The 22,883-nt window shown below is 63.2% G+C and carries 20 protein-coding genes and 3 pseudogenes; 6 read left to right on the forward strand and 17 right to left on the reverse strand.

Annotated elements, in window-relative coordinates; all coding sequences use genetic code 11:
- Nucleotides 1–202: 202 nt before the first annotated feature.
- Nucleotides 203–430, reverse strand: coding sequence for a hypothetical protein (locus tag B8W69_RS11195; protein WP_085289893.1), 228 nt, complete (start codon nt 428–430; stop codon nt 203–205).
- Nucleotides 431–787: 357 nt separating this feature from the next.
- Between B8W69_RS11195 and B8W69_RS11200 the strand changes: the two genes are divergently transcribed.
- Both B8W69_RS11200 and B8W69_RS11205 read left to right on the forward strand, forming a co-directional pair.
- Nucleotides 788–1,180 (forward strand): hypothetical protein, encoded by a 393-nt coding sequence (locus B8W69_RS11200; RefSeq protein ID WP_085289894.1) that lies wholly within the window; start codon nt 788–790, stop codon nt 1,178–1,180.
- Nucleotides 1,181–1,293: 113 nt separating this feature from the next.
- On the forward strand, nt 1,294–1,587 hold the full coding sequence (locus B8W69_RS11205) for a hypothetical protein (RefSeq protein WP_085289895.1): 294 nt from the start codon (nt 1,294–1,296) through the stop codon (nt 1,585–1,587).
- Between the two features lie 26 nt (nt 1,588–1,613).
- Here the strand turns inward: B8W69_RS11205 and B8W69_RS31355 are convergent, their stop codons facing one another.
- The 3 genes and pseudogenes from B8W69_RS31355 to B8W69_RS32220 all read right to left on the reverse strand — a co-directional run.
- Complete coding sequence (locus B8W69_RS31355) at nt 1,614–1,811, reverse strand: hypothetical protein (RefSeq protein ID WP_245843198.1); 198 nt, start codon at nt 1,809–1,811, stop codon at nt 1,614–1,616.
- Nucleotides 1,812–1,876: 65 nt separating this feature from the next.
- A pseudogene (locus B8W69_RS32100) lies at nt 1,877–2,263 on the reverse strand (PPE family protein, SVP subgroup); the annotation flags it as partial.
- A 164-nt stretch (nt 2,264–2,427) separates the two neighbouring features.
- Nucleotides 2,428–2,511: pseudogene (locus tag B8W69_RS32220) on the reverse strand (PPE domain-containing protein); the annotation flags it as partial.
- Between the two features lie 684 nt (nt 2,512–3,195).
- Between B8W69_RS32220 and B8W69_RS11215 the strand changes: the two are divergent.
- Nucleotides 3,196–3,464: pseudogene (locus B8W69_RS11215) on the forward strand (helix-turn-helix domain-containing protein); the annotation flags it as partial.
- Nucleotides 3,465–3,695: 231 nt separating this feature from the next.
- Here the strand turns inward: B8W69_RS11215 and B8W69_RS11220 are convergent.
- The 6 genes from B8W69_RS11220 to B8W69_RS11250 all read right to left on the reverse strand — a co-directional run bounded on the left by B8W69_RS11220 (nt 3,696) and on the right by B8W69_RS11250 (nt 11,304).
- Nucleotides 3,696–4,868, reverse strand: coding sequence for an acyl-CoA dehydrogenase family protein (locus B8W69_RS11220; RefSeq protein WP_085289897.1), 1,173 nt, complete (start codon nt 4,866–4,868; stop codon nt 3,696–3,698).
- Between the two features lie 3 nt (nt 4,869–4,871).
- On the reverse strand, nt 4,872–6,023 hold the full coding sequence (locus B8W69_RS11225) for an acetyl-CoA C-acetyltransferase (protein WP_085289898.1): 1,152 nt from the start codon (nt 6,021–6,023) through the stop codon (nt 4,872–4,874).
- Between the two features lie 254 nt (nt 6,024–6,277).
- A complete protein-coding gene (locus tag B8W69_RS11230) occupies nt 6,278–7,888 on the reverse strand; it encodes a PEP-utilizing enzyme (protein ID WP_245843199.1) in 1,611 nt (536 codons plus the stop codon).
- Between the two features lie 178 nt (nt 7,889–8,066).
- Nucleotides 8,067–9,032, reverse strand: coding sequence for a DUF7064 domain-containing protein (locus B8W69_RS11240; RefSeq protein WP_085290047.1), 966 nt, complete (start codon nt 9,030–9,032; stop codon nt 8,067–8,069).
- An 8-nt stretch (nt 9,033–9,040) separates the two neighbouring features.
- Nucleotides 9,041–10,177, reverse strand: coding sequence for an LLM class flavin-dependent oxidoreductase (locus tag B8W69_RS11245; protein WP_085289900.1), 1,137 nt, complete (start codon nt 10,175–10,177; stop codon nt 9,041–9,043).
- Nucleotides 10,178–10,188: 11 nt separating this feature from the next.
- Nucleotides 10,189–11,304 carry a phosphotransferase gene (locus tag B8W69_RS11250; RefSeq protein ID WP_085289901.1) on the reverse strand — a complete coding sequence of 372 codons (1,116 nt, stop codon included), beginning with the start codon at nt 11,302–11,304 and terminating at the stop codon, nt 10,189–10,191.
- Nucleotides 11,305–11,771: 467 nt separating this feature from the next.
- Between B8W69_RS11250 and B8W69_RS11255 the strand changes: the two genes are divergently transcribed.
- Nucleotides 11,772–13,478: a phytoene desaturase family protein gene (locus tag B8W69_RS11255; RefSeq protein ID WP_110881900.1), complete on the forward strand. Its 1,707-nt coding sequence runs from the start codon at nt 11,772–11,774 to the stop codon at nt 13,476–13,478.
- A gap of 145 nt (nt 13,479–13,623) precedes the next feature.
- On the opposite strand, the gene B8W69_RS11260 is transcribed toward B8W69_RS11255, so the two are convergent.
- From B8W69_RS11260 to B8W69_RS11275, 5 genes are all read right to left on the reverse strand, one after another.
- Nucleotides 13,624–15,309, reverse strand: a complete 1,686-nt coding sequence (locus tag B8W69_RS11260) for a PEP-utilizing enzyme (RefSeq protein ID WP_085289903.1) — start codon at nt 15,307–15,309, stop codon at nt 13,624–13,626.
- Nucleotides 15,310–15,311: 2 nt separating this feature from the next.
- Nucleotides 15,312–16,376, reverse strand: a complete 1,065-nt coding sequence (locus B8W69_RS11265) for a DUF7064 domain-containing protein (protein WP_245843201.1) — start codon at nt 16,374–16,376, stop codon at nt 15,312–15,314.
- 332 nt (nt 16,377–16,708) lie between these two features.
- Entirely contained in the window at nt 16,709–16,867 is a 159-nt protein-coding gene (locus B8W69_RS30285) for a hypothetical protein (protein ID WP_165762595.1), read from the reverse strand.
- A gap of 2 nt (nt 16,868–16,869) precedes the next feature.
- A complete protein-coding gene (locus tag B8W69_RS11270; protein WP_133057993.1) occupies nt 16,870–17,160 on the reverse strand; it encodes a hypothetical protein in 291 nt (96 codons plus the stop codon).
- A gap of 49 nt (nt 17,161–17,209) precedes the next feature.
- Nucleotides 17,210–18,241, reverse strand: coding sequence for a hypothetical protein (locus B8W69_RS11275; protein ID WP_439330605.1), 1,032 nt, complete (start codon nt 18,239–18,241; stop codon nt 17,210–17,212).
- Between the two features lie 220 nt (nt 18,242–18,461).
- On the opposite strand from B8W69_RS11275, the gene B8W69_RS11280 reads away from it, so the two are divergent.
- Nucleotides 18,462–19,100, forward strand: a complete 639-nt coding sequence (locus B8W69_RS11280; protein WP_245843202.1) for a TetR/AcrR family transcriptional regulator — start codon at nt 18,462–18,464, stop codon at nt 19,098–19,100.
- 93 nt (nt 19,101–19,193) lie between these two features.
- A complete protein-coding gene (locus B8W69_RS11285) occupies nt 19,194–20,309 on the forward strand; it encodes a phosphotransferase family protein (protein WP_165762596.1) in 1,116 nt (371 codons plus the stop codon).
- Between the two features lie 71 nt (nt 20,310–20,380).
- Here B8W69_RS11285 and B8W69_RS11290 read toward each other — a convergent pair whose 3' ends face one another.
- Nucleotides 20,381–21,271 carry a DUF7064 domain-containing protein gene (locus B8W69_RS11290; RefSeq protein ID WP_085289909.1) on the reverse strand — a complete coding sequence of 297 codons (891 nt, stop codon included), beginning with the start codon at nt 21,269–21,271 and terminating at the stop codon, nt 20,381–20,383.
- Complete coding sequence (locus tag B8W69_RS11295; RefSeq protein WP_085289910.1) at nt 21,271–22,782, reverse strand: PEP-utilizing enzyme; 1,512 nt, start codon at nt 22,780–22,782, stop codon at nt 21,271–21,273. Before B8W69_RS11295 ends, B8W69_RS11290 begins: the two co-directional genes overlap by 1 nt.
- Nucleotides 22,783–22,883: the final 101 nt, after the last annotated feature.

A 22,883-nucleotide genomic window follows, 5' to 3' on the forward strand; every position in this document is an offset into this window, starting at 1 on the left:
CCGGCGAGGTACGAAACAAACGGGCCCTGCGGACCAGGACCAGGACCAGGACCAGGACCAGGACCAGGACCAGGACCTAAACAAACAACACGAGTGTCAAGGATCAACCGAAACAGAAACGTCAAGAATCAACCGACTCTGAACAGGGGCACGTCAGAGAGGGTTTTCTCGGTTAAACAGCCACGTCGGGTACCCCGAGGTCCTAGGCGACCGCGCTCGGGTCGCCCTCCTCAACTTCCGCGCGAGCCACCAGCAGCGCGCCTGTGAGCCGCTCGAATTGGCAGTCGTGGCACAACACCACATCAATCCCGGGCAACCGGCGGATTACAGCATTTGATTTGGTGGCCACTCGCTGGCAGTGACCGCATTTCAGATACGCGGCGGAGTGTTCGATGATGCGGGCTGCGACGAGGGCGGAGGGGTCGACCATGTAGCGATTCTCCCCCGCGCCTCTTGTCGTCTGCTGAGAGGCAGGCCAGCAATCTCCCAAGAATCAGTTAGGAATCTGCTGAGCGCGGCCACCCTCCAGCCCCAGTCCTCAATCGCGGGATAGAACGCACACGGGTCTCTCATCTCGTCGTGCGGGGGCGGAGGTTGATCTGGCCGTGATGGCGACACCCGTTGCGCGACAACCGATTACGATAACCAACGGCAACCTGGAGTAACTACCGACTCCTGAAGCCGGTGTCGCAGGTTCAAATCCTGCCAAGGTGGCACTTCGCGTCTCTGGCAGGTAGCCGGTCCGTAAGAGCTGTGCATCGACGGCTCGCCAGAAGAGGATGGTCCCATGGCCACCACACCGAACAGCGCCCTCATCCCGACATTCGCCGCACTGCGCTTTGCCACCGGCGTGGTCTCGTGGGCGGCCCCGATCAGAGCTGCCCGCCCGTTTGGACTGGGTTCTGCGAACCAGCCGCTTCTCACCCAGCTCTTCGCGTCTCGCGAACTGACGCTGGCCCTGGCCGTCGCGGATCCCGCATCACCGCGGCTGCGCACCCGCGCATTGCAACTTGGGCTGCTCACCGACGCCCTGGACATCGTCGCGACCCTGCGCGGCATCCGGCACGAGACGCTGCGGCCGGTCGGTGCGATCGTGACCGGTGGCGGCGCGGCGGTGTTCCTCGGAATGGGCCTTACCGCCCTGGCGAACCAGAAACGCGCCGCCGTCCCGGCGCCGTAAGCGGTAGTGAGTTGGGTCACCTCGGGCGCCAGCACGGGCAGCCTTTCGGCCGCTCACGTGTTGCAACGCGCCGTCACTGGTTCAGACGGTGGCCCTCACCCAGCGAGGCTGACATGCGGCAGACCATCATTCGTCAACGCCCGGATGCCCGTTTCCCCATAGCCGAGACGCTGGGGGTCATCGCGGGCATCATCCTGCTGGTCGCCCTGGGAGACGTCGTGATTGTGTTGGCCCTCGCGCTGGCCGTCGCGGCCATCGCGGCCGCGTCGTGGATCCGCCGCATGGCCCTGCGTCGCGCGCTGAGCAGCGAGGTGACCTTGACTTCCGTGTCCCACCTGCCGACCGGGAACCGCGCGCCGAAAAAGGGGTCGGCGCACGCGCCGTGGCATCGCTACAGCGCAGCCTAGGCACCGTCTCACCTCAACCGACACGATTAGTCGGCCAAGGACAGGTGCACGGCGTTTACACCCGGCTTCTTGGCCAGCTGATCCAAGAGGCTTTCCAGATGCGCCTTGTCGGTGTGCCAGTGTTGCACCGCCTCGGGCGCCTGCTGCAGTTCCGCGAGGACGGTCTTGAGCTTCCCCGGGGTTTTGCCGTCGTTGTCCGATGAGCGGCGAGCCGGGTTCCGCACGGCACCTCCGGCAAATCCGCGGGGCACGGCACCGCCGAGCGCGCTTCCGCCAAGCCCGCCAAGGCCATCTCGCCCGAGAGGCCACCCGCCGCCGCGACCGTCGGTGCGGCGCCGGCGCTCGTGTACTCCAACACGGTGGCGGCGAGCTTGACGTCGGGGCCAGCCGCGGCCCAGCCCGGCGGCACGGACAACGCCCCGCGAGACCCGCGCTCCCGGCACTCGCCGATACGGCAGAGGCGCCGGCCGCGCCCACCGCCTGCGTGCTCGAACCCAGGTCGGCGAGCAGCGGCCCCCCAGTTCGACCGCCGTGTCGCTCCACGTCCGCGCCGTCGCCACCATGCCCAGGCTGAGGCTGAGCAACGTGTCGTTGACCGGACTAGTGGCCTTGGTGACGAACTCGACGTTCGAGGCGACCCTCGCCAAACGGCGTGGAATTCAGGTTGTTCAGCCACGTCGCCAATGACGACGCCTGCGACGCCGAGCCCCCGCGGGAGACGCGGCAGGCGAAGCAAGGCCTTGCAGGGTTCGCGGGGTCGTCGACATCAACTGCGATATGGCCGAATGCGCGTTGGTGGGTGCCCTGCCGGCAGCTTGGGCAACCGCCCCCGATTGACGTGCCGCTCCAACGGGATTGGGCCGCCCCCGGACCGGCGTACATCCGGCCGGAGTTGACCTCGGGCGGTAAGACTCCGAAATCCATTGGTGTACCTCGTATTTAATGGCACGGCGATCACACTTACGCCGTGCTCATATTGATCTGCTTAGCCTGTGGTTTGACATTCGCGTTCAGGCACAACGCGGCCCGATGTGCTGTTGGCACCCCAGAGGCGCAATGCCGACGGTCCGGCTGGCGCGCCTAGGTGTGAGCCGGCCCAGCTAGGCGACATTGATGTTGTGACACAAGGCAATTTGACGGGTTGACCGCGCGATTTGCTATTCGGCCACGGCGATCTTCGCCGTGATTGATATGGCGATGTTTGTCGGAGTTGCTGCGCAACGCCGATCACGACACAAGAGGCCCGAAATCGGGGCCTTAAGATCCCCGGTTACGCCACGGCGATCCCGCCGGCGTTGCCGGTAGGACTCGACGCGGCGATTGTGCCAGAGGTGCCCACCGCAAACACCGACGGTGAGCCCTCATCGAGAGTCCTCATTGCAATGCTCCTGCATGCACAGCCCTGTGCCGCAACAGATTCCCCGCTCTACCAGTAGATGACCAACGCGACCGTACTTTTCGTTGTCACGCCCTGTCCAGTTTGCGTTCATCGACCGCGCTCAGCATCGCGGCCCTTCTCCGGCGCCGGCATCCCAGCGACCGGTTCCGTTGGCGGCGGCAGCGCGCTGTCGAAGATTTCGACGCGTTCAGCCGGCGCGCGGGCGACCCGTGTCGGGTTGCGTCCAGCAGAGTGGTGCCGAAAAGGTAGGGGTGTCGCGTCAGACGGTGCACTCCTGGTTAGCCCGCTATGATGGCGCGGGCCTGGAGGGGTTGGTGGATCGGTCGCACGCGGTGCCCCGATGGAGTTCTAGCAGATGGACATCGTCGGGGGGTTCCCACTGGCCGACGGGACCTGCGCCAAAGCGTTGACTGGGATCGATGATCACTCCCGGACGTGTCTGGCGGCGCGGCTGATGGCGCGTCCGATCCGTAGGGCGCGGAATCTCTCTGAGCGCCCCCGAGACTCCGGTCTGGATTGCCGGTCAACGAGATCACCCCAATGGTCAGCGCCACATGAGATCAGCGCGAATCCGTTGTCATTCAAGTGAGGCATTGCCGTAGCGGGGGTTGCGTCACCCCGCTACGGCAAAGTTCGGGCAAACCCGCTGCCGGGCTCGTGTTGCGTTCGCGCTGGTGGACGTCAACAAGCAGATGAGATGCGCGCCATTTCATCTCCGTTTGGAAGTCGGTTCCGAGCCAGCGATCTCGCGGCCGATGAGCTCCTTCATGATCTCCGTCGTGCCGCCGTAGATAGTCTGGGCTCGGGTGTCGAGATAAGCTCGGGCCACGGGGTATTCAAGCATGTAGCCGTATCCGCCGTGTAGTTGCAGGCACCGGTCGATGAGGCGGTGTTGAAGCTCGCTGACGTACCACTTGCCTTTTGCCGCATCAACTGGTGAAAGTTCGCCCGCGTTGAACGCTTCTACCGATTTGTCGACGTAGGCTTCCGCAATATCGAGCTCCGTTGACATCTCTGCCAGTTCGAAGCGGATGTGTTGCTTTGCGGTCAGCGGCTGGCCGAATGTCTTGCGTTGTTGGCAATACTCGACCGTGAAGTCGAATATCGCACGTGTGGTCGAGATCGCTTGTGCCGTAACACCTAATCGCTCGCGCGGCAAATGGCTCATCAAGTATTGGAGGCCACTGCCTTGCTCGCCGAGCAGATTCTCGACTGGAACGCGGGCGTCGTCGAAGAATAATTCGGCAGTGTCTTGGGCCGGTAGCCCGATCTTGTCCAGCTGACGTCCGTGTCTGAATCCTGGGGTGTCGCGCTCGACTACGAACAAGCTGAAGCCTCGCGAGCCCGCCTCCTGATCGGTGCAAGCGGCTACCACGATGAGGTCGGCCATGATCCCACTGGAAATGAACGTTTTCTGCCCGTTGAGAACCCAGTGGTCGCCGTCGCGGCGAGCACTGGTGCGGATCCCTCGGAGATCGCTGCCGGCACCCGGTTCCGTCATAGCGAGGGCGCCGATCAATTCACCGGAGGCGAAGCCCGGCAACCACCGTTGTTTCTGTTCCTCAGAGGTGAGATCGAGGAGGTAGTGCAGCACGAGGTCGTCTTGGAGGCTGATGGTCAAGCCGAACGACAACGCGTTGATTCGGGCGATCTCCTCGCAGACCACCATTCGGTAGCGGTAATCGTGTTCACCGGCACCCCCGTACCGCCCGTCAACCTCCAATGCGTAAATGCCCGCTTTGGCGGCGTGGGCGAACACATCGCGGTCGATCCGGTGGGCTCGGTCCCAATCGTGTTGGTACGGGACAACTTCTCGGGCTAAGAACTCCTTGACCGTTTCGCGGTAGGCCTCATGGTCAGGGCCGTAGAGTGTTCGGCGCACCGCCTATAGCCTCTCGATGATCATGACATTGGCTTGGCCGCCGCCCTCGCACATGGTCTGCAGTCCGTAGCGGCCCCCGGTACGTTCCAGCTCGTGCAGGAGCGAGGTCATCAAGCGGGCGCCGGTGCACCCGAGGGGGTGGCCCAGAGCAATCGCACCGCCGTTGACGTTGACGCGATCCGGGTCTGCCTCGAGTTCTGCCAGCCAGGCAAGCACCACCGGTGCAAAAGCCTCGTTGATCTCAACTAGATCGATGTCGTCGATCGACAGTCCCGTTCGCTTGAGTGCGTGCCGGGTAGCCGGGATGGGAGCAGTCAACATGATCACCGGGTCGGCGCCACGCACGGACATGTGGTGAATCCGGGCCCGCGGTGTCAGTCCGAACCTGTTGACGGCATCTTCCGATGCGATAAGCAGTGCCGCCGCCCCATCGGAAATCTGACTGGCCACGCCCGCGGTCAGCACCCCGCCCTCAATCAGGGTCGGCAGGCTCGCCATCTTCTCCAGTGAGGTGTTGGCGCGCGGCCCCTCGTCCACCGTGACGCCCGCATACGGCGTTATTTCCCTTGTGAATCGGCCGTCGGCAATAGCTGCCACGGCGCGCTGGTGGCTGGTTAACGCAAATTTCTCGTTGTCCTCGCGGCTCAGCTTCCACTGACTGGCGATCATCTCCGCACCGCGGAACTGTGAGATCTCCTGAGTGCCGAACCGGGCCTCCCATCCCCGGCATCCGGTCCATGGATCGCTCGCGCCGAAAGGCTCACCTGCGCCGAAAGCGCACAAGATTGGATACTGGCTCATTTTCTGCACGCCGCCCGCGACGATCAGGTCGGCAGTGCCGCTCATCACGCCTTGCGCGGCGAAATGCAAGGCTTGCTGGGCCGATCCACACTGGCGGTCGATCGTGACGCCGGGAACCGACTCGGGCAGGCCAGCCGCAAGGGCCGCTGTCCGTGCGATGTCGCCGGCCTGGGAACCGATGTTGTCCAGGCAGCCCAAGATGACGTCATCGATCGACTCGGGGTCGATGTCGTGTCGATCGACGACAGTACGAATCACGTGGGCGGCCATGTCGGCGGGGTGCTCGTCAGCGAATCCACCACCGCGCTTGCCCACAGGTGTACGAGCTGCGTCAACGATAAATGCTTCAACCATCCGGTTATTTTAACATAAACTCAAAAATCAATTGACCGTTCCGGGTGTGAGCTTTGGCGGGATTGCAACCGGGCGAGAAACGGGCGCAACACTCTTCGCGCCGGAGATCGCGACTACTTACGCGAGCACGGTCAGCCGAGGTCGCACGACGTGGTCGGCGGATTCAAGGTTCCCAGGGTGTCGCTGCCACGCTGACCGTGACAGGCCACCATCAGTCCGACGAGCGTGATGGCGGGTCCTCGGAAGCGAAACATTCAGCCGATCACTTCGACGGTGCCGACATTGCCGTTGACCCGGAGCAGCGCACCGTCAGATATTCGATGACTGCCGGTCTCGGTACCGCAGACACACGGAATGCCGATCTCGCGGGCGACGATCGGGCCATGACTCAGCATGCCCCCGTGATCGGTGACCACTGCGCCGGCAACCATGAACAGTGACACCCAGGACGGGTCGGTGGTTTCGCACACGAGGATGTCGCCGTCGTCGATGTCCACGTCGCCGGGGTCACGCACCACCCGCGCCCGTCCCTCGACGATGCCGCCGCTAGCGGCCACACCGGCCAATATCCCTCCGACATCGAGCAGTTCGCCGGTAGCCGTTGCGAGTTTGGTGATCTCCGGGCCGCCCGACCATGCCTTAGGCAGCCGAATATCTTGACGTTCGGCGTACTGCGCCACCCGATCGGCGACCGCGGCCCGCTGATCGCCGGATATTCCAGCTACCAGGTCTTGATACGAGAGGTGAAAAACATCCTCGGAGTCGGTGATGATGCCGCGTTCGACGAGCAGCGCACCCAGCCTACGTGCCGTCGCACGGGTGACGTCGTAGGTGAGCAGGTAACCGGCTTTACCCTGTTCTCGCAGAGCCAGGAAACGCGCCGCCAGTTTGACGATCATGGCAGTAAGGCGACGCTTGAATCTAGGAGTCGCGGCCAACAGTTCGGCGAGCGCCCGCTGGCGGGCGGCCGCTTGCGCGGCGCTGCGGTTGCGTGGTGCACGCGGGCTTGCGGCGTCAATCGCCCGATAGTCGTCAAGGCGCGCCAGGACGGGAGCGGGGTTCTCGCGCCACGTGACGCCGATCAACTGCCCCTCGTTTGGGCCGTGGTAGCCGTGCCGGTCCGTGAATTCGCCGACCCTTATCTGGTTGTGCGCCAACGCCCACAGATCGTGTGCGACCTCGTTTTCATCGGAACCGACGCCGGAGAGCAGTTGGGCTTCCAGTCCCGGCTTACCGGCGGCGGCAGCAGCAGCAGCGACTTTCTCGGCGATCGAGGAACTGATCATCGCAACGCCCATGTGAATCTTCATCATGTCCTCGAAGCGGCGCCGCGAGTCGGCAAGCACTGCCAGGCAACCGTTCTCGTCGAGATTGGGGATCCTCGACAGCTGATCGAGCCGCCATCTTCGGAGCTCGGCGAACATCGCGTTATGCCGCTTGGGGGTGCGCAGCATCCAGCGCGGGGCTTTCACCATGATCGCCGGGTAGCGCTTCCGGCTGTTCTCGTCGACGGTCTCAGGCCGCGCATACCCGAAAAGCTGCTGCTCGACGGCTTTTGCGGTAGTCCCCGGCATGACATTGGCGATTTCGCGGAATTTGTCGATATTCCCTGCGCCCCAACCGGAGAACACCGTGAGGAAGCAGTCCTCAACATCTTCGGGCACCCGCAGCTCGTTACGGGCGAAGACCCCCAGGTCGACGAAAAGACGCCGGAATGACATCTCCATCGGCTCAAACGCGAACGTCATGCCGAACAGGGTGAACACGCCGGGAAAAGCCTCGGCGATGTTGCCGGTAGTCCACCGCACTCCCGGACGCGGATCGACCGTGTCCAGCCTCTCGAGCATGTCGCTTACGCGCGTCACCTGGCAATCCCCCGCGCAGCGTGCTGCTGAATTTTTCGCAACGTCAACATACATTTCTCGGTGACGAAACCTGCTGCGGTAGAAGGTATCACCTCAGTCGTAGTGTTCGTGTCCGTGCTAGTCGTCGCCTCGGTCCGGGCGGGCATCCGCGGCGATTTTTGATCGAAGGCGCTCATGGTCATTGCCTTCTCGTCAGGCCGTTGGCGAGCGCAGCGTTGATTGAAGTGCCGACTGGCGCGCTCCCTAATCGAGCGTTGTTGCTGATTTCGAAATCGCAGATCCCCCAACGGTCGCCGCCGTCGGGAAATCGGACGTCGCAGATGGAGTCGACGTAATAGGCGTTGTGCAGATGGGCCACGACGGCGTCGACGGGTTCGGCCCGAAGCTCGAAGACATCTCCGTCGGGCATCCACCAGCGGACTTCGCCGCCTCGGTGCGTCAATCCATCGGGCTCGAGAAACGTCACAGCGTCAACGTCAGACGCGTAGTTGACCTCTCCGTCGCGGACGAGGTAGCCAACCCTGACCATCGTCTCGTCGGCGGCATGCCAGATGATTGAACCGAAAGACAGGTCCGGGCCAAAGGTTCCAGAGATCCACCGGTGGCTCTTCAGGGTCATCGTCTTGCGTAAACCCCACGAGTGGTCGCGATGGTACATCCCGTCAACGTCGAAACTCCGGCCATCGATGCGGGCGCTACCGCGGATACGACCCGACGTCTCGTAGTGGTCCTTGGCGAAATCCTCAGTCATGCTCCCCTTGGGTGGGAAGAAGTCGGTCAGGGAATAGAAGTTGTCCATGCGCAAGTCGACGTGCACGCCGGGTTCATTGATCACCAGCCTGGGTGCTCCAGCGTCGACATGCCACTCCGAGCCGCCAGAGCGAAATCCGCGTGGTGATGCGGCCGGCTCGAAGGGAAGTTGAAAATCGTTGCGACGAAAGCGGATACCGTCGGTGGTGGCCACGAAGCAGTGTAACGCCGACCGACCACCGCCCGGTCGGTTCGGTTCGTGGCCGATCCGGCTGACTCCACCGATCCCGGCGGCGCGGTCATACCAGTGCACGAACACACTTTCCTGCCAGTCCGGATCGTCGCTGGCCGGGTCGTGGCTGCCCTCGTCGTCGTAGGAATACTGCTTGCTTATCCCCCGCGTCATCCGTGTTTCTTCAAACGGGCACAGACTTCGAGGTTCCTGTGCTGTCCGAGTTGTGCGTCCGCGGGATCGAGGATGAGCGGCAGGATGTCGCAGACGCTGACCCAGGTGGCCCCAGCCTCAACGTATTGCGCCACCTGATCGGCGACGGAGGCCGGGGTGCCGTATACGAATGATTTCTGAGCCATCTCATGTGTTGTGCGGCTGAGCAAACCGTCGATCTCGGAGTCGGTCCATTGAACCGGGAGCAGTTTGATGGCGTAATGCCAGTCCCTCGGCAGCGGCGGTTCCATTCCCTCTGCGTCCCATGCGCTTTGGTCGACACGGCCGAAGACTCCTGCCATCCAGCGCATCAGCGGATTGTCTAATGCCTGTTCGAGGAGTTGCTCATCTTCATGGATCAATGACATGAACCAGATGCCGAATTCGAAGGCTTCCGGGTCACGTCCTTTTCGCTCCAAGTCGGTCTTCAGCGTGGTAACCGTTTGAGCCCACGAATCCACGTTCGGAGCGACGCAGGGCACGATGGCAGAAAATCCGTCGGCGTACGTGGTGGCGAGGTCGAGAAGCTTTGGGCCTCCCCCCAACGCCCAGACGGTAGGTCGGTGACCACGCGCTTCACCCAGCCAGGCGTTTTTGAAAGTCCAGTGATTGCCTGCCAAGTTGACGGGTCCGTCGGTATTCCAGAACGCGTCGAAGGCCTTGAACTGATCTTCGAGACGTTCTAGACCCTCTGACCTCCGCCACCCAAAAGGTGTTATCTGTTTGGCCTCGCCCGCTCCGATCATGATCTTCGCGCGACCGTCAGTGAGGTTGGCCAGAGTCATCATGGTTTGGGTCAACTCCGCAGGCCCGCGCCGGATGGCGTCGGTGCTGATCGTCATGCCGAGGCCGGGAGCCTTCGCCGCGAGGTAGGCGCTCATCGCGAACGCGTCGCAGTACGAGTCCAGGTCGGGCAAGACCGACGCCATGGGGGTATTGCCGGGGCACCACAGCTGTCGCGGCCAGAAATTGGTCATCTGATCCCAGACGAGCAGTTCGTCGACGGCGCCGCTGTCCAAAGCGGCCCCGGCCGCCTGCCCGAAAACCGCAGGGGGCGTGTAGCGATCACACGAGAATGCCAGCGCCGTGGTCACAGGTCGGCGGCTCATTTCAGCAGCTCCATCGAGTCCAGGTCGCGAATTTGGTGGGCGTATGCGGCGAACATGCCGGCGAACAGCGCGTCGCCCCGGTCGGATCGCTCGAGTTGGACGGCCATTGCTATCGAGAGCATGAAGCCGTAGAAGGCACACCAGCGATAGCTCGCCCACGCGTCGTCGAAGGAGAAGTCCTTGACACCGCCAGATACCAGCCCGTCCTGGTATCGCTGTAGCAGATCACGCTCGTGCCCTCGCCGATCCTCCAGCGAAAGACAACCGCCTAGGTAGACGGCCACATCTATCAGCGGCGGACCGAGTTGGGCGGCCTGCCAATCGATCACAGCGGCCGGCTGGTGGGGCACCCTCGGGAAGAACACATTGTCCATGCGGTAGTCACCGTGAAGAACCGTCTTGCGCCCCTGATTCGTTCGCTCCGCCCATGAGTTGGCGTGGGGTGCCACCTGCTCGGCGAGAGCCACATCGCGAGAGTCGAGGCGGTCGCCGAAGCGCTCGAGAAAGCTCGGCAGCATCGGCTCGACGCCGGCGAAGAAGTTCTGCAGGCGTTGCGGCTTGGCCAACCACGTCAGTGCGGCCAGGCTGGGGTCAGACCACCTGGGCGCGTGCAGCGTCGTCAGCCCGTCCAGCGCCTGCGCGGCTTGCTCCACGGTGCCACCGGCGATCATGTCTCCGGGTGCAGCGATCGAGCTGAGATCTTCCAGCAGCAGCGTGAAGCGCCCGGTCTCGGGCTCGATGTCAGCCTGGTAAACCAGCGGAACTCGGACGCGGACGGTGGGCGCGATCTGTTTGTAGAACCCCACTTCGGCTTCGTAGAACCCAAGGGTCATGCCGAGGCCTCGACTCCCGGCATCAGTTGATGGCAGCTTCAACATGACGGAGGAAGGTGCATCCGATTCCATGCTGTCGTAGGCGAGATTCAAACGCGCGACCAGTCCCAGTTGACCGACATTCATGAGTTCGCTGGTCACTTCCGTGACCTCGCCCTGGTGCAGCACGCCGGCAGCCTGCAGGGTGCCGGTGAGCCAGGCCGGTGTTGCCTGATCAATAGAATCAATGACGGCTGTGCGTCGGCGTTGCGCATCGACGGTAGTCGTTGGTTTGACCATGGTGGCAGCGCTCCCGGCTTCGGTGACGTGAGTTGACTCGCTTATTAAATCTATATTCAAGTAAAAAGTCTTGTACAGGACGGGGACAAAATTGCCGTTCTGATGCTTCGCGGTTCAACCGGTCGGACGATGCGACCCTGGGCCCCGGGGCCGGCCTCGCGAGGGGCGACGGTGCCGGGCATTCGCCGTTACGTCTCGACCGTGCTGCCACCGCGCCCCAAGTGGGCGTCGGCAGTGGGTTGTGCTCTGGATCGCATTGAGCATACAGTGTGTATGGTGCAACAGAACCGTGGCGATGGCCACGGTGCCGACGACCCTTGTTCGAGTGTTCAGGCAGGCACGCACTTGAGCGGGATTCGGTAGGGCGCCAACCCACTTCGGCCGCAACCGTGGCTCGCGGTGGCAGTATTTAGTATTAGTTAGATTCGCTGAACGCGTCTCGCTCTCGGACGATCGAAGGACTGGTGATGAAGGACGCTCTCCCGCCGCGCGAAGCCGACGTTGTCGTTGTGGGATCGGGACACAACGGGTTGGTCGCCGCGGCGTATCTCGCGAAGGCCGGGCTGGATGTTCTCGTCGTCGAGGCGTCCCCGACCGCCGGCGGTATGACGTCGACGAATTCCTTCGCCCCAGAAGCGCCTGAGTACACGATCAATGAGGCGTCGATTCAGGCGTCGTTGTTCCGCACCACGACGATTGACCGCGATCTTGGGCTGTCGCGTTATTACGGTCTGCGGCAGACGGTTATCGACCCCGCACACTTTCAACTCTCGGCTGACGGCGCATCGCTGGGATTGTGGCGCGACCCCCGCAAGACCGCCGCAGAATTGGAGTACTTCTCGAAGAAGGACGCCCGCGCACTACTCGAGCTCTACGAGGTAATCGACGCGGCCGTCGAGATCGGGCTGCCCATGATGCAGACCAACGTCCGTGAGCCGGAGATCAAGAACATCTTGAAATCGGCACGCGCGGTGCTGAAGAACCGGAAACAGCTCGCAGCGCTCGGTCGGTGGATGTCGAGCTCTCAAATGGAGGCGGTCGAGGAGAGCTTCGAGCACGACATGATCCGTGCACCGATGCTGGCCAGTCTCCCGTTCATGCCTTTCGACGCTGATATGTCTGGCTGGTCGCTAATCTACCTGGGGGTGCTGAGCAAGTACGGCGTGGCCATGTTCCACGGCGGCACCGGATCGCTGCCGAAAGCGCTGATCAGCGTTATCAAGGACAATCATGGTGACGTGATCACCAGCTCCCCCGTCGAAGAGTTGATCATCACCAACAACCGCTGCACCGGCGTACGTGTCAAGGGCGGGGTTGAAATCCGCGCTCGGCGTGCCGTTCTCACCGCATGCAGTCCGAAGACGACGCTGACGCGGTTGCTCCCGCGTGGCGTTCTGGAACCGAAGAAGCAGAACGCCGCCGACCACATCCCGACCCGCAAACGCGGTATCGCCGACGCAAAAGTCAACGTCGCGCTGTCCGGACGCATCGACATGTCCAAGCATGAAAAGTGGCGCGGCGACGGTATCGATATGCGGCAGGCGTGCAACTGCTACCACACGTACGAACAAGCCGTCGAGGCCGCCCGCGCCTGCGTGCGGGGCAAGGTGCCGGAGGCCATCCCGGGCCTGGCCCAGGTGACGAACTCTTTCGATCCGTCGATGTCGCCTCCCGGTAAGGACCTCTGGTGGTTCTGGACCGGCCTCACCCCGTCTTATCCAGAGGACGGCTGGGACGTGGCCCGCAAGAAGATCACCGACAGCATCATCAAAGACGCCGACGAGTACTACAAAGGCGTCGAAGACCTGCAGGTGGCCGTGCGTCCCTTAGTGCTGCCCGACATCGAAGAGCGGTTCTGGGCGATCGACGGCTCGGTCTACCACGTGGATCCAACCATCAGTCGCTTCGGCCCGAACAAGCCGGTCGCCGGATTCGCCGGATACAAGACACCAATCGACGGTCTCTACCTGACCGGGTCCGGCACCCACCCGGTCGCCGGTATCAGCGGCATGCCCGGCCAGAACGCTGCGCGAACCATGCTCAAGGATTTCCACATTCAGAAGAAAGGTGAGCGCATAGCGGGAGTGCTGAAAGAGTTGGTGAGCTCACGCAAGACAGCAGACGCCGACCCCTATTCGAGCGGTCAGAACGACCCGTTCCCGGTAGCGCGTTGATGTGAGGCGCCGTCCCGATCGCTGACGGGACGGCGCCGTCCAAGTGCAGCCAAACCGCAGATTCTGGGATGACGCGCAGATTTGGCCGAAAAGCGAAAAAGCTCTTCATGTTCGGGCAAGGCCGAATTCAGCGAAAGACGGCGCTCTAACCAGTCGGCTGTGCGTCGGCACGCGACGGGTCGTGCAGGATTTCCACGCGGCCAGTCGTGCCGTCAACCCGCACCCGCATCCCGTCACGCAGCGTTGTGGTGCCGGTGCGGGTGCCGGCGACGCAGGGCAGCCCCAATTCCCGGCAGACGATGGCGGCGTGGCTCATCGCGCTGCCGACGTCGGTGACCACCGCTTCGGCGAGCGCGAATAGCGATGCCCAGCTGGGATCGGTCGCACGGCACACCAGGATGGAGCCCTCGTCGATGTCGGCGTCATCGAGATCACGAACGACGCGCACTACTCCTTCGGCGGTACCGGCGCTCACCCCTAGACCTTCCACGACGTCGGGCTGGTGCTCGGGTGCCGGCCCGGTGGCCGCGGCAGGGGCGGCGGCAATCTCGGGCACGCCACGCCATACGTGCGGAAGAACGATCCGGTCGAACGTTGCGTGGTCGGATCGACGTTGACGGACGAGATCAGGCCAGTCGTCACGATCACCACGCACGATCTCATCGATCGTCAGGAACATCACATGCGCGGGATCGTCGAGCACACTCGCCTCGGCAAGATCCCGACCGACGACGCGTGATGCGGCGCGGGCGACGTCGACGGCTTGCAACATGCTGGCTCGGCCGGTTTCGCGCCACGTCGGCGCGTGCGCCGCGAATCGGATGAGCGTGCGTGCCGGGATCGATCGGATCGGGCCGAGCGCCTGCTCCAGCCGGCGGACTGCGGCGACATGCTCGCTCCGCCGTCGCAACACCAGGGCGTCAATGTCTTCACCGCCGCGGCGGGACCGGTAGGCGGCGGCCAGATCGGCGACGGGCTGGGGATTCTCCCGCCATACCGTCGATTCCACCAGCCCCTCGCGAGGGCCGTGGAAGCCGTGCCGATGCAGGAAATCCTGGACCGTGATCGTGTCGGCTGACAGGCTCCACAGATCGCGGACCAAGTCGAACTCGGCAGTCCCCTCATCGCTCTTGATGAGTTCATGCTGCACGCCGTCCAGCCCGGCCTTGGCGGCCAATGCCTCGACGCGGCCCATCAGACCTTGGCACGCCATGGAGAGAACCATGTGAGTGACCAGGATTTCCTCGAACCGCCGGCGCGCCTCGGCCAGTGCCTGCACGGCCGAATTGCCCACCAGCGCCTCGGGTTCGAAGACCGTAGCCCGCCACCAGCGGGCTGTATTCTGCGCGCACGGTTCGAGCTCGCGCATCGCGCGACGCAGTGCGCGGGGAAATTTCGCCGCGACGAATGGATAGCGTCGCATCTTGCGTAGTCCAGTGAGCTCGGGCTCGCCATCGCGCTCGACCGACCCGAACAACTGGGCTTCCATGGTTGCCGCTGAGCCTCCCGGCACACCCGCCGCCATCCGGCCTAACAGATCCACGTTGGCGATGGCATGGCCGTAGGCCACCGAGAGGAAGCGACCGTCGACGTCGTCTGGGATCGGGCGCTGCGATTCCGGCAGCACACCGAGATCCACCCAGCAACCGCGCATGGTGGATTCGGTGGGCGGGAAGTACATGGACCAGGTCAGCGGGGTGATCGTTCCGGGCAGGCCTTCATCGACGTTGGCGGTGGTCCATCGCCGCTTGGCTCCCGGATGATGAACCGGGCTTGCGGCCAGTTCTTCCTCGGACAGGTCTAGGTCGGATTCCGACTGATTCAGTGACACCCTCACCGCTCCTCAGTTGAGGGAAGCGCAGACGGTCGGTAGTCACGCTCGATGACGCCGTAACCGACTTCGCCGTCAGGCGCCACTACACGAACGGTGCTCTGCGTGACGACGAGAGGGTCGGGCTGGGTAACGACGTGGACTCCATTGATGTTCTCGTTGGGCTGTAGATACGTCAACGAATAGCCGTGCAGCCACGTGGCTTTCAAAACCTCGGAGGAATGGTCCGCCCGCTGCAGGGTGATGTCCATCGAACGTGGTTCGTGAGTCGCGACCGAATGTAAACCGGTGACTCGGACATCGGTCCCCACCTCACAGACACCGGCCTCCTGAGTGCAGAAAGTGCGATGGTCGACCCTGCCGTCCTGACGCCAGTTCACCAGGCCGTTGACCACGCGACCACTCTCGGGAAACACCAACAAGAGGAAGTGCAGCCCACCCAACTGCCCGACGTCCCGTGGCCCGCTGGAATGGTCCCGAATTGCGACGCCGTCGACGTCCCAACGCTGCGAGCCCGCGGTCAGCGAGCCCTTCGTGCGGAACCCCTGGTTGTGGTGGAAGGAGGCCCAGCTCAGGCGGTCGATCCCCAACGCGCCGTGCAGGTCCCACACCGGGGCGGCGGCTTCTAATTCCAGGTCGAAAGACAACCGGCGCGCCGGTCCGGCGCCCACCGGGCCTGCCGCCATTGCGCTGAGGTCACAGATAGCCCCAGCCCCGTCAAAGGCCAAGCGCCAGCTGCGCAACGGAGTCGTGCACGTGACTTTGAGGTTTCCCGTCGCCGGACCCCGATTGTCTGTTGCTCGCCCCCACGACCGATCGACCAGCAACTCACCATTGGGCAGCAACGCGATTACCTGAGCCCACCACAGATCGAGGTCGCTCGGCCACCTGCCGGTGTGCACGAATACACCGACATTCTCCCGGGGAGACCATGCGTGGAAGAACATCGTCTCGCTCCAGCCCGGTGCATCAGCCGGCGCTGTATGCAACAGGTCCATTTCGGGTTCGACATTGAAGGGGTTGCTGCCAGTGAGTAACCGGCTTTCAGCGGTTACGGGATGAGCCACAGGCGCCAGATTATAATCTGGATTAAATCTACGCAACACCTTGCCGACTTCGACGGTATGCCTTGACGAGGACGTCAAATAGCTACCAGAACCGACAGAACAAATCAGCAGATAACCTCGAATATCCGCCCAGATCCGTTGGGGCAGAACGTATATCCATGAATTGGGTGCCGATGGCGACGAATACCAACACCGCAACAAAGCGCCGCGGTAATCAATTGCCACACGCCGCCACGACGTCCACCAAGGACATTGTGAGCCTGGGAATGCTCTCGGCCGGCAGTCGATTGTTGTAGGGCGGTCATCTCCGCGATTCGTTTCACGCGGCTTCGTCAGCGGGAATAAGCGCCGGGACGGCGTCGTCGCGCGAGGGTTGCGATACTCACCCACAGTTGCCAGGTCATGACTAGGAACCACACGCCGGAGAACGCCGCGACCAACCAGAACACCAGCAGGCCGCTCCACGCGAAGACCCCGTTTTTGGACAGCACCACTAACTCCCGGCGCGAAGAATTGCCCACCAAGACATTGAAGTATCCCAGCCACCGCGGCTAAACCTCATGCGCCGCAACGAAATCGCGAATCCGATGGCAAGGCATTGGATTGTCGCGGCAGGCCAGTTCATCATGAATGGCAGCAGCAGACCGACCATAATGATCGCCGGAAACAGTAGGAGCACGAACACCGCACCGCAGGCGGCCATCGTTCGCTGCACACCCTGCGTCATCGCAGCATTCCCTTCGATCACCGGCTGAGGAAGCCCGGTTGCGTCAGGCGTGCCCACGGGTCAGTCGTGGGTCGCCCAGGATGACCTGAGCGACCCACGACGACGATCAGACGGCGGTTCTGTCGCGCCCAGGATCCCGGCTCGCGCCGTTCGCGAAGACCAAGGTCGGTCCGACGAGCAGCGCCTGAGTTGGATCTTCCGGGTCGGTGGCAATCCCGTCGCCGGCTCGCACACCGCCTTCCTCGCACATCTTCTGCCACATGGCTTGGCGCATCGCACGGCTGGGCGTGACCTTGCCGTAGGCGAAGATCCGCCACAGTGTCCAGTGTGGCGCCGGCAAGTCGTTCGGCCGACCGACGAGATGATGAAGCACGAACATCCAGCCGACCATCATCGCCATCATGATGGTCGTCGCCACCCAGCGGACCGCGACAGGCAGTGTCGAGTTGCTGGCCAGAATGTGCACCCACCCGACACCGAAGTAGTTGAACATCATGCCGCTCGGCGCCGCCAGCAGCAGCCAGAACTTCTTAGCGCCCTTCAATCGGGGCACCGCATACGCCAAGATTGCGCCGACGGTGACAAACGACGCACCGTTGATGAATCCCCACCAATAAGGGAAGTTCAGAAACTTGTACGGCTGCACGCCGTAGTAGGTGTAGACGCCCAGGTTGATGCCGATCGTCTCCATCAACGCATCTGTGAAGATGCCCAATCCGAGCATCATGACAAAGTGCCGGGCGTGTGCGCCATTGCGGATCACGAAGTAGCAGAAGTAGGACTCCAGGCCGAGGAACGCGACGTAGCAGAGCGGAATCAGGGCCGGCACCGTGATCCCGAAGTTCGTGAACGCCGGCACCAGGTTCTTCGCCCAGTGCAGATGGCCCAACATGTCGAGCATGGGCTCACACAAGCTGCACAACAGGCCGCTACCGATCACCAGCAGTGGGGTGTAATTCCGACTTCGCATCGCCGCGCGGATGGCCCATGGGAGCGCGAAGATGACGACCGCGGCCCCGGCGATGAAAAAGAAGGCGAATTGCGCCGGCGCGCTGCATTCGAAGTCACCCGGGCTCGGCACGATATTGGGTGGCCATCCCTCGTGACCTACCAGCGGCCACGAGCTGACGCTGATCATCGAACTCATCCGAATCTGACCTTTCCGCCTATCCATCGGCATTCTGTGCAACAGCGAGAGACACCCCTGGGCGCCAGTGACGGCGCTGACAGCTCCCCGCAGGTGTGGACCGGCTCACACTAACACAATGTCCATACAGCGTGTATACCTAATTTGAAATTAGCTTAAAATCGCTGTCCGCCACCGCTGAGGTGGGCAAATCGGGAGTAAGGTGGCGGCGATGACCGAAACGACGAGGCGAACGCTCGGTCGACGGAGAGTCGCAGACACCGACAGCGCCTCAGCACCCGAGAACATCCTGGCCGCCACCACGCGCCTACTCGCACGCCAATCGTTGACGGACATCAGCGTCGCGCAGATTCTCACTGAAGCAAAAGTATCGAGGGCGACCTTCTACTTTTACTTCGCCTCCAAGTTCTCCGTCGTCAGCGGCCTGCTCGAGCGCGCGATGGAAGACATCTTCCAGACAGTGCAGCCGTTTCTTGCTCGATCCCCCGAGGACTCGCCAACGGATGCCCTGGAACGCAGCATTCGGGCCGTGACACACGCCTGGCATCGACACCGACCGGTCTTCCAGGCGACCAACCATCACTGGCATGCCGAGCCCGAACTGCGCGATCTGTGGCTGGCGATAGCCGAACGGTTCATCGCCGCCGGCGCGGCCGAGATCGAACGCGAACGCGCCGCCGGAATGATCACCTCGCCGATACCAAGCAGAATGCTTGCGGCAACCCTGTTCTGGGGCACCGAACGAGTGCTGCACATCGCTGGGCTCGGTGTCGAGTCGAGCCTTCGCGACGAGGAGAGCGCGGTCGACGTTCTGGTGGCCATGTGGCGAGGCACCCTGTACGCGGTCTGAATGCCGCCCGCAACTCAGCCCTTTAGTTGGCTATCGAGGTATAATCTAATCCCAGTTAAATTTTGTTGGATCAACATCAGATCGAGGATGATCATGGCGCTGAAGAACAAACTGGACGCGGATGCCGTCGGTGAACACCTTGCCGCCTGGCTGCCGACCGTGTTCGACGCCTCCGGGCCGGTCAAGGTGTCGAACGTGATAATTCCGTCGGCGAGTGGAATGTCCAGTGAGACGGTATTATTCGAGGCCAGCTGGCGGAAGCACGGTGAGCTGGTGGAAGAGGGTTTAGTCGTTCGGATCCCCCCTCAGGACGGCGGATTGTTCGAGACCTACGATCTGGGCCGTGAACTCAGGGTGATGTCACTGCTGTCGGCGCACACCGATGCCCCGATTCCCCGGGTCCTGGCCCACGAGACCACCGGCGACGTTCTCGGTTCACCATTCGCATTGCTGGAGCGGGCGTATGGCGAAGTGCCTGGCGATGATCCGCCCTTTGTGACCGCGGGCTGGGTGGTCGACCTGACCGCCGAACAGCGCGCGACCATGTTCGACGAGGCTCTGAAGGTTATCGCGGACATCCAGCGGGCGGATCCGGTGACGCTCGGCCTGACCGAGCTACTGCACGCCGACCTGGGCGACACGGTCATCGAGCAAGAACTGCAGTACTGGCAACGCTTCTACAGCTGGGCCGCCGGCGACACACTCAGCCCCACCATCGATAAGGCCTTCGAGCTGCTGGCGGCCTCCCGACCGACACAGGACAACCCGCTGGTCGTCTCCTGGGGCGACGCCCGATTCGGAAACCTCATGTTCGGCCCCGACCAGAAGGTCACCGGTGTCTTCGACTGGGAAATGGCCACCCTCGGCCGCCCCGAAGTCGACCTGGGCTACTTCTTGTTCTTCGACCGCGTCTATTCGGCCGGGATCGGGCTGCCGCGCCTGGAGGGCTTTCCGGACCGTAGTGCCGCTATAACACGTTTCGAGCAGCTCACCGGCCGCACAATGCACGACCTCGACTGGTTCGAAGCGTGGGCTGCGCTTCGGGGCGCGATCCTGCTGCTGCGCGTCGGCAAGCAGATGATCGAGCTGGGCCTGCTGCCCCCGGATGCGCCAATGCCGTTCAACAATCCGGCCTCACAGGTCTTGGCCTCCCTGCTCGATCTGCCCGCACCGACCGGCGCGGTCGGGTGGATCACCGGGCACCGCTGACACGTCCTCGGCCCCGTTGCCGGTCGTCCTGGTCGGCGCGGGTGCTCGATGGCTACGCGTAGGACACTCGATCAGAACACTCGGTGCAGGATGCCTTGCTCGAAAAATCCCGCACCGGAACTGTTTTCGCTGTCCAGCGACATGAAGTCGTCATAGGTTCCAAAAGACGGGCCCTCGGAGTCTGCGCCCATTGGCACAAAGAATCCGGCCAGCCTCGAGGACACCGTCACCAGCCGGCTGCGACCCTCCGCGTCTCGCAGACGGGCCAACCGGAATTGTCCGGCAGCATCGCGCCCGAATGCGACGTCGACGATCGTGACCGATCGATTCGCGTTGATAAGGAACCCATCCGACCGTAGCGAGCCGTCTGCTCCCAGAAATTTCATGACGGTGACGAAAGTGTCGCCGATGACGGCCACCAGACCCGCATACTCGATCCACTGCGCGGACTCGTCACGGAAACCCCAGGTGCGGTCGCGCATTCCCTGCGCTCGCACCGGTGACTCGACGCCGTCGAGCACCAGGGTGCCGTTGATCTCGCAGGCCTGCTGGAAGTGCTGCAGCGGCTTGCCGGGCACCAACTCGGGAACAACCCCACTCACCGCATAGTCGGCCGCGACGAACAGCGGAACATTGGCCAAATCGGCCTGTAACCGCTCATGGCGCACTGCGATCCGGCCGTCGAGCCCGAATTTGATTGACGCGCTCTCAAAGCTGCCCGGTGGCAGATCTTCGATGATTTCCAGAACCTTGCCCTGCACGGACACGCTGCACCGGGCCCGCCGGGCGCCCGTTCCGTTGGGTGATGTGGAGACATGGAATGTGCCGAACACCTGGTTATGGGTGTCCCAGAAGGACAGGTAGGCGTTGTCTTTCCAGACCGGGTCGGTGGGTCCGGCGGCGTCGGCGTGGATGGGTTCGGCCAGTGGCCCCCATGCCTTGGTGATTTCGGCAGCGGTCATCAGGTGGTAACTCCTATTCGTTGCAGGATTTCAACGGTTCCGGCGGCACCGTCAATGCGGATCAGGTCGCCGGTCTGCAGAGTGGACGTGCCGCGGGCGGTGTTCATGACGCATGGGATGCCGAGTTCGCGCGCGACCACCGCGGCGTGGCTCATCATGCCGCCGATATCGACGACGAGCCCACTGGCGAGAAACATCAGCGACACCCAGGACGGATCGGTGGTGCGCGCGATCAAGATGTCACCGTCGTTGATCTCGGCATCCGCGGGTTCGTCGACCACCACCGCGCGACCTTCGACGACGCCTCCGGATGCGCCGACACCAGCCAGGGTGGTCACATCCTCGGCCTCTCCGCCGGTCCGCACGACCGGTTGCGGCTGACCCTTCCACGACGCTGGGACCGCGACCTGACGGTACTCGTCTCGAAGCTTTCGGCGCTGAGCCACAATGGTTTTGACGTCGGGCGGCAGGCTGGCGGACAGTTCTTCTGCGGTGAGATAAAATGCATCGTCGCGATCGCCGAGGACACCTTCAGCGACCAACTGGTCCCCGAGATGTCGGGCACAGGCCCGCACCACGTCGAGGCTTTGCAGGTATGAAACTTTCCCGACACCGCGCAGCGGCAGAAATCGGCGGGCGAGTCGCAGGACCAGCCGAGACTTGAGCCGTTGCGCACCCCTGAACGACGCGTAGAAGCGGCTCTCGGCTGGCTTGCCCGCGCGGCGCTGCGCAGCGGGATCGCTGTCGGGCGCCGCCGTATCGTCCATCGCCCGGTATTGCGCGATTAGCTTGCGCACGGGTTCAGGGTTCTCCCGCCATGTCACGCTGGACAACTCGCCCTCCCCCGGACAGTGGTAGCCGTGCCAGAGCAGAAAGTCCGAGAGTTCGAGGCTGCCGCGCGAGACGCTCCACAGGTCGGCCAAAACCCGGGCCTCCTCGTGAGAGCCGTGACCGCGCAACAGTTCAGTGGCATCCACGCCGGCCATGGCGGCCAGGTTGGTCAGTTGCTCGTGCAACGGCTGAATAGCGCAGGCGCTGACCACGGCCTGCACGGCGAGTGTTTGCTCGAAGCGGAAAATCGCCTCTGCCATCAAAGATCGGAGCTGCTCGCCGGACAGCGAATCGATCATGCCGATCGCGCTGCGCCACCAAGCGTCAGTTTCGGTGCGTAGCCGCTCGATTCGCCGCGCGATGTACAGCAGCGTCCGGGGGTAGCGTACGGCGATCCACGGGAGTCGCCGGATAGACGGCCTGCTGACGAAGTCATCGGGAACAAAGCCGAAGAAGTCCCGGGAGAGCGCTTCGCCTGACTGCCCAGGGATCAGATCACCCATCGCGCAGAGGAAATCCACCCGCACAGCCATGCGGCCATAGAAGGCACCAGTGATCCGGTGCTCGTCACGCTCTGGGATGGCCGCCTGATTGGCCGGTAGCACACCCATGGCCACGAACGGGGCACGCAGTCCGATTTCGCTGGCCGGAACCCACACGCTGGCGCACAGCGGCGTCATCACACCCGGGACGGCCTCAGCCAGGTTGACCGAACTCCACGACGCATCCGGAGGCGAAACAGCATGTAGGGCAGACGCCGCCACAACGCCGGCCGCTTCCG

The sequence above is a fragment of the Mycolicibacterium vulneris genome (genome assembly GCF_002104765.1).
Classification (GTDB): Bacteria; Actinomycetota; Actinomycetes; order Mycobacteriales; family Mycobacteriaceae; genus Mycobacterium; species Mycobacterium vulneris.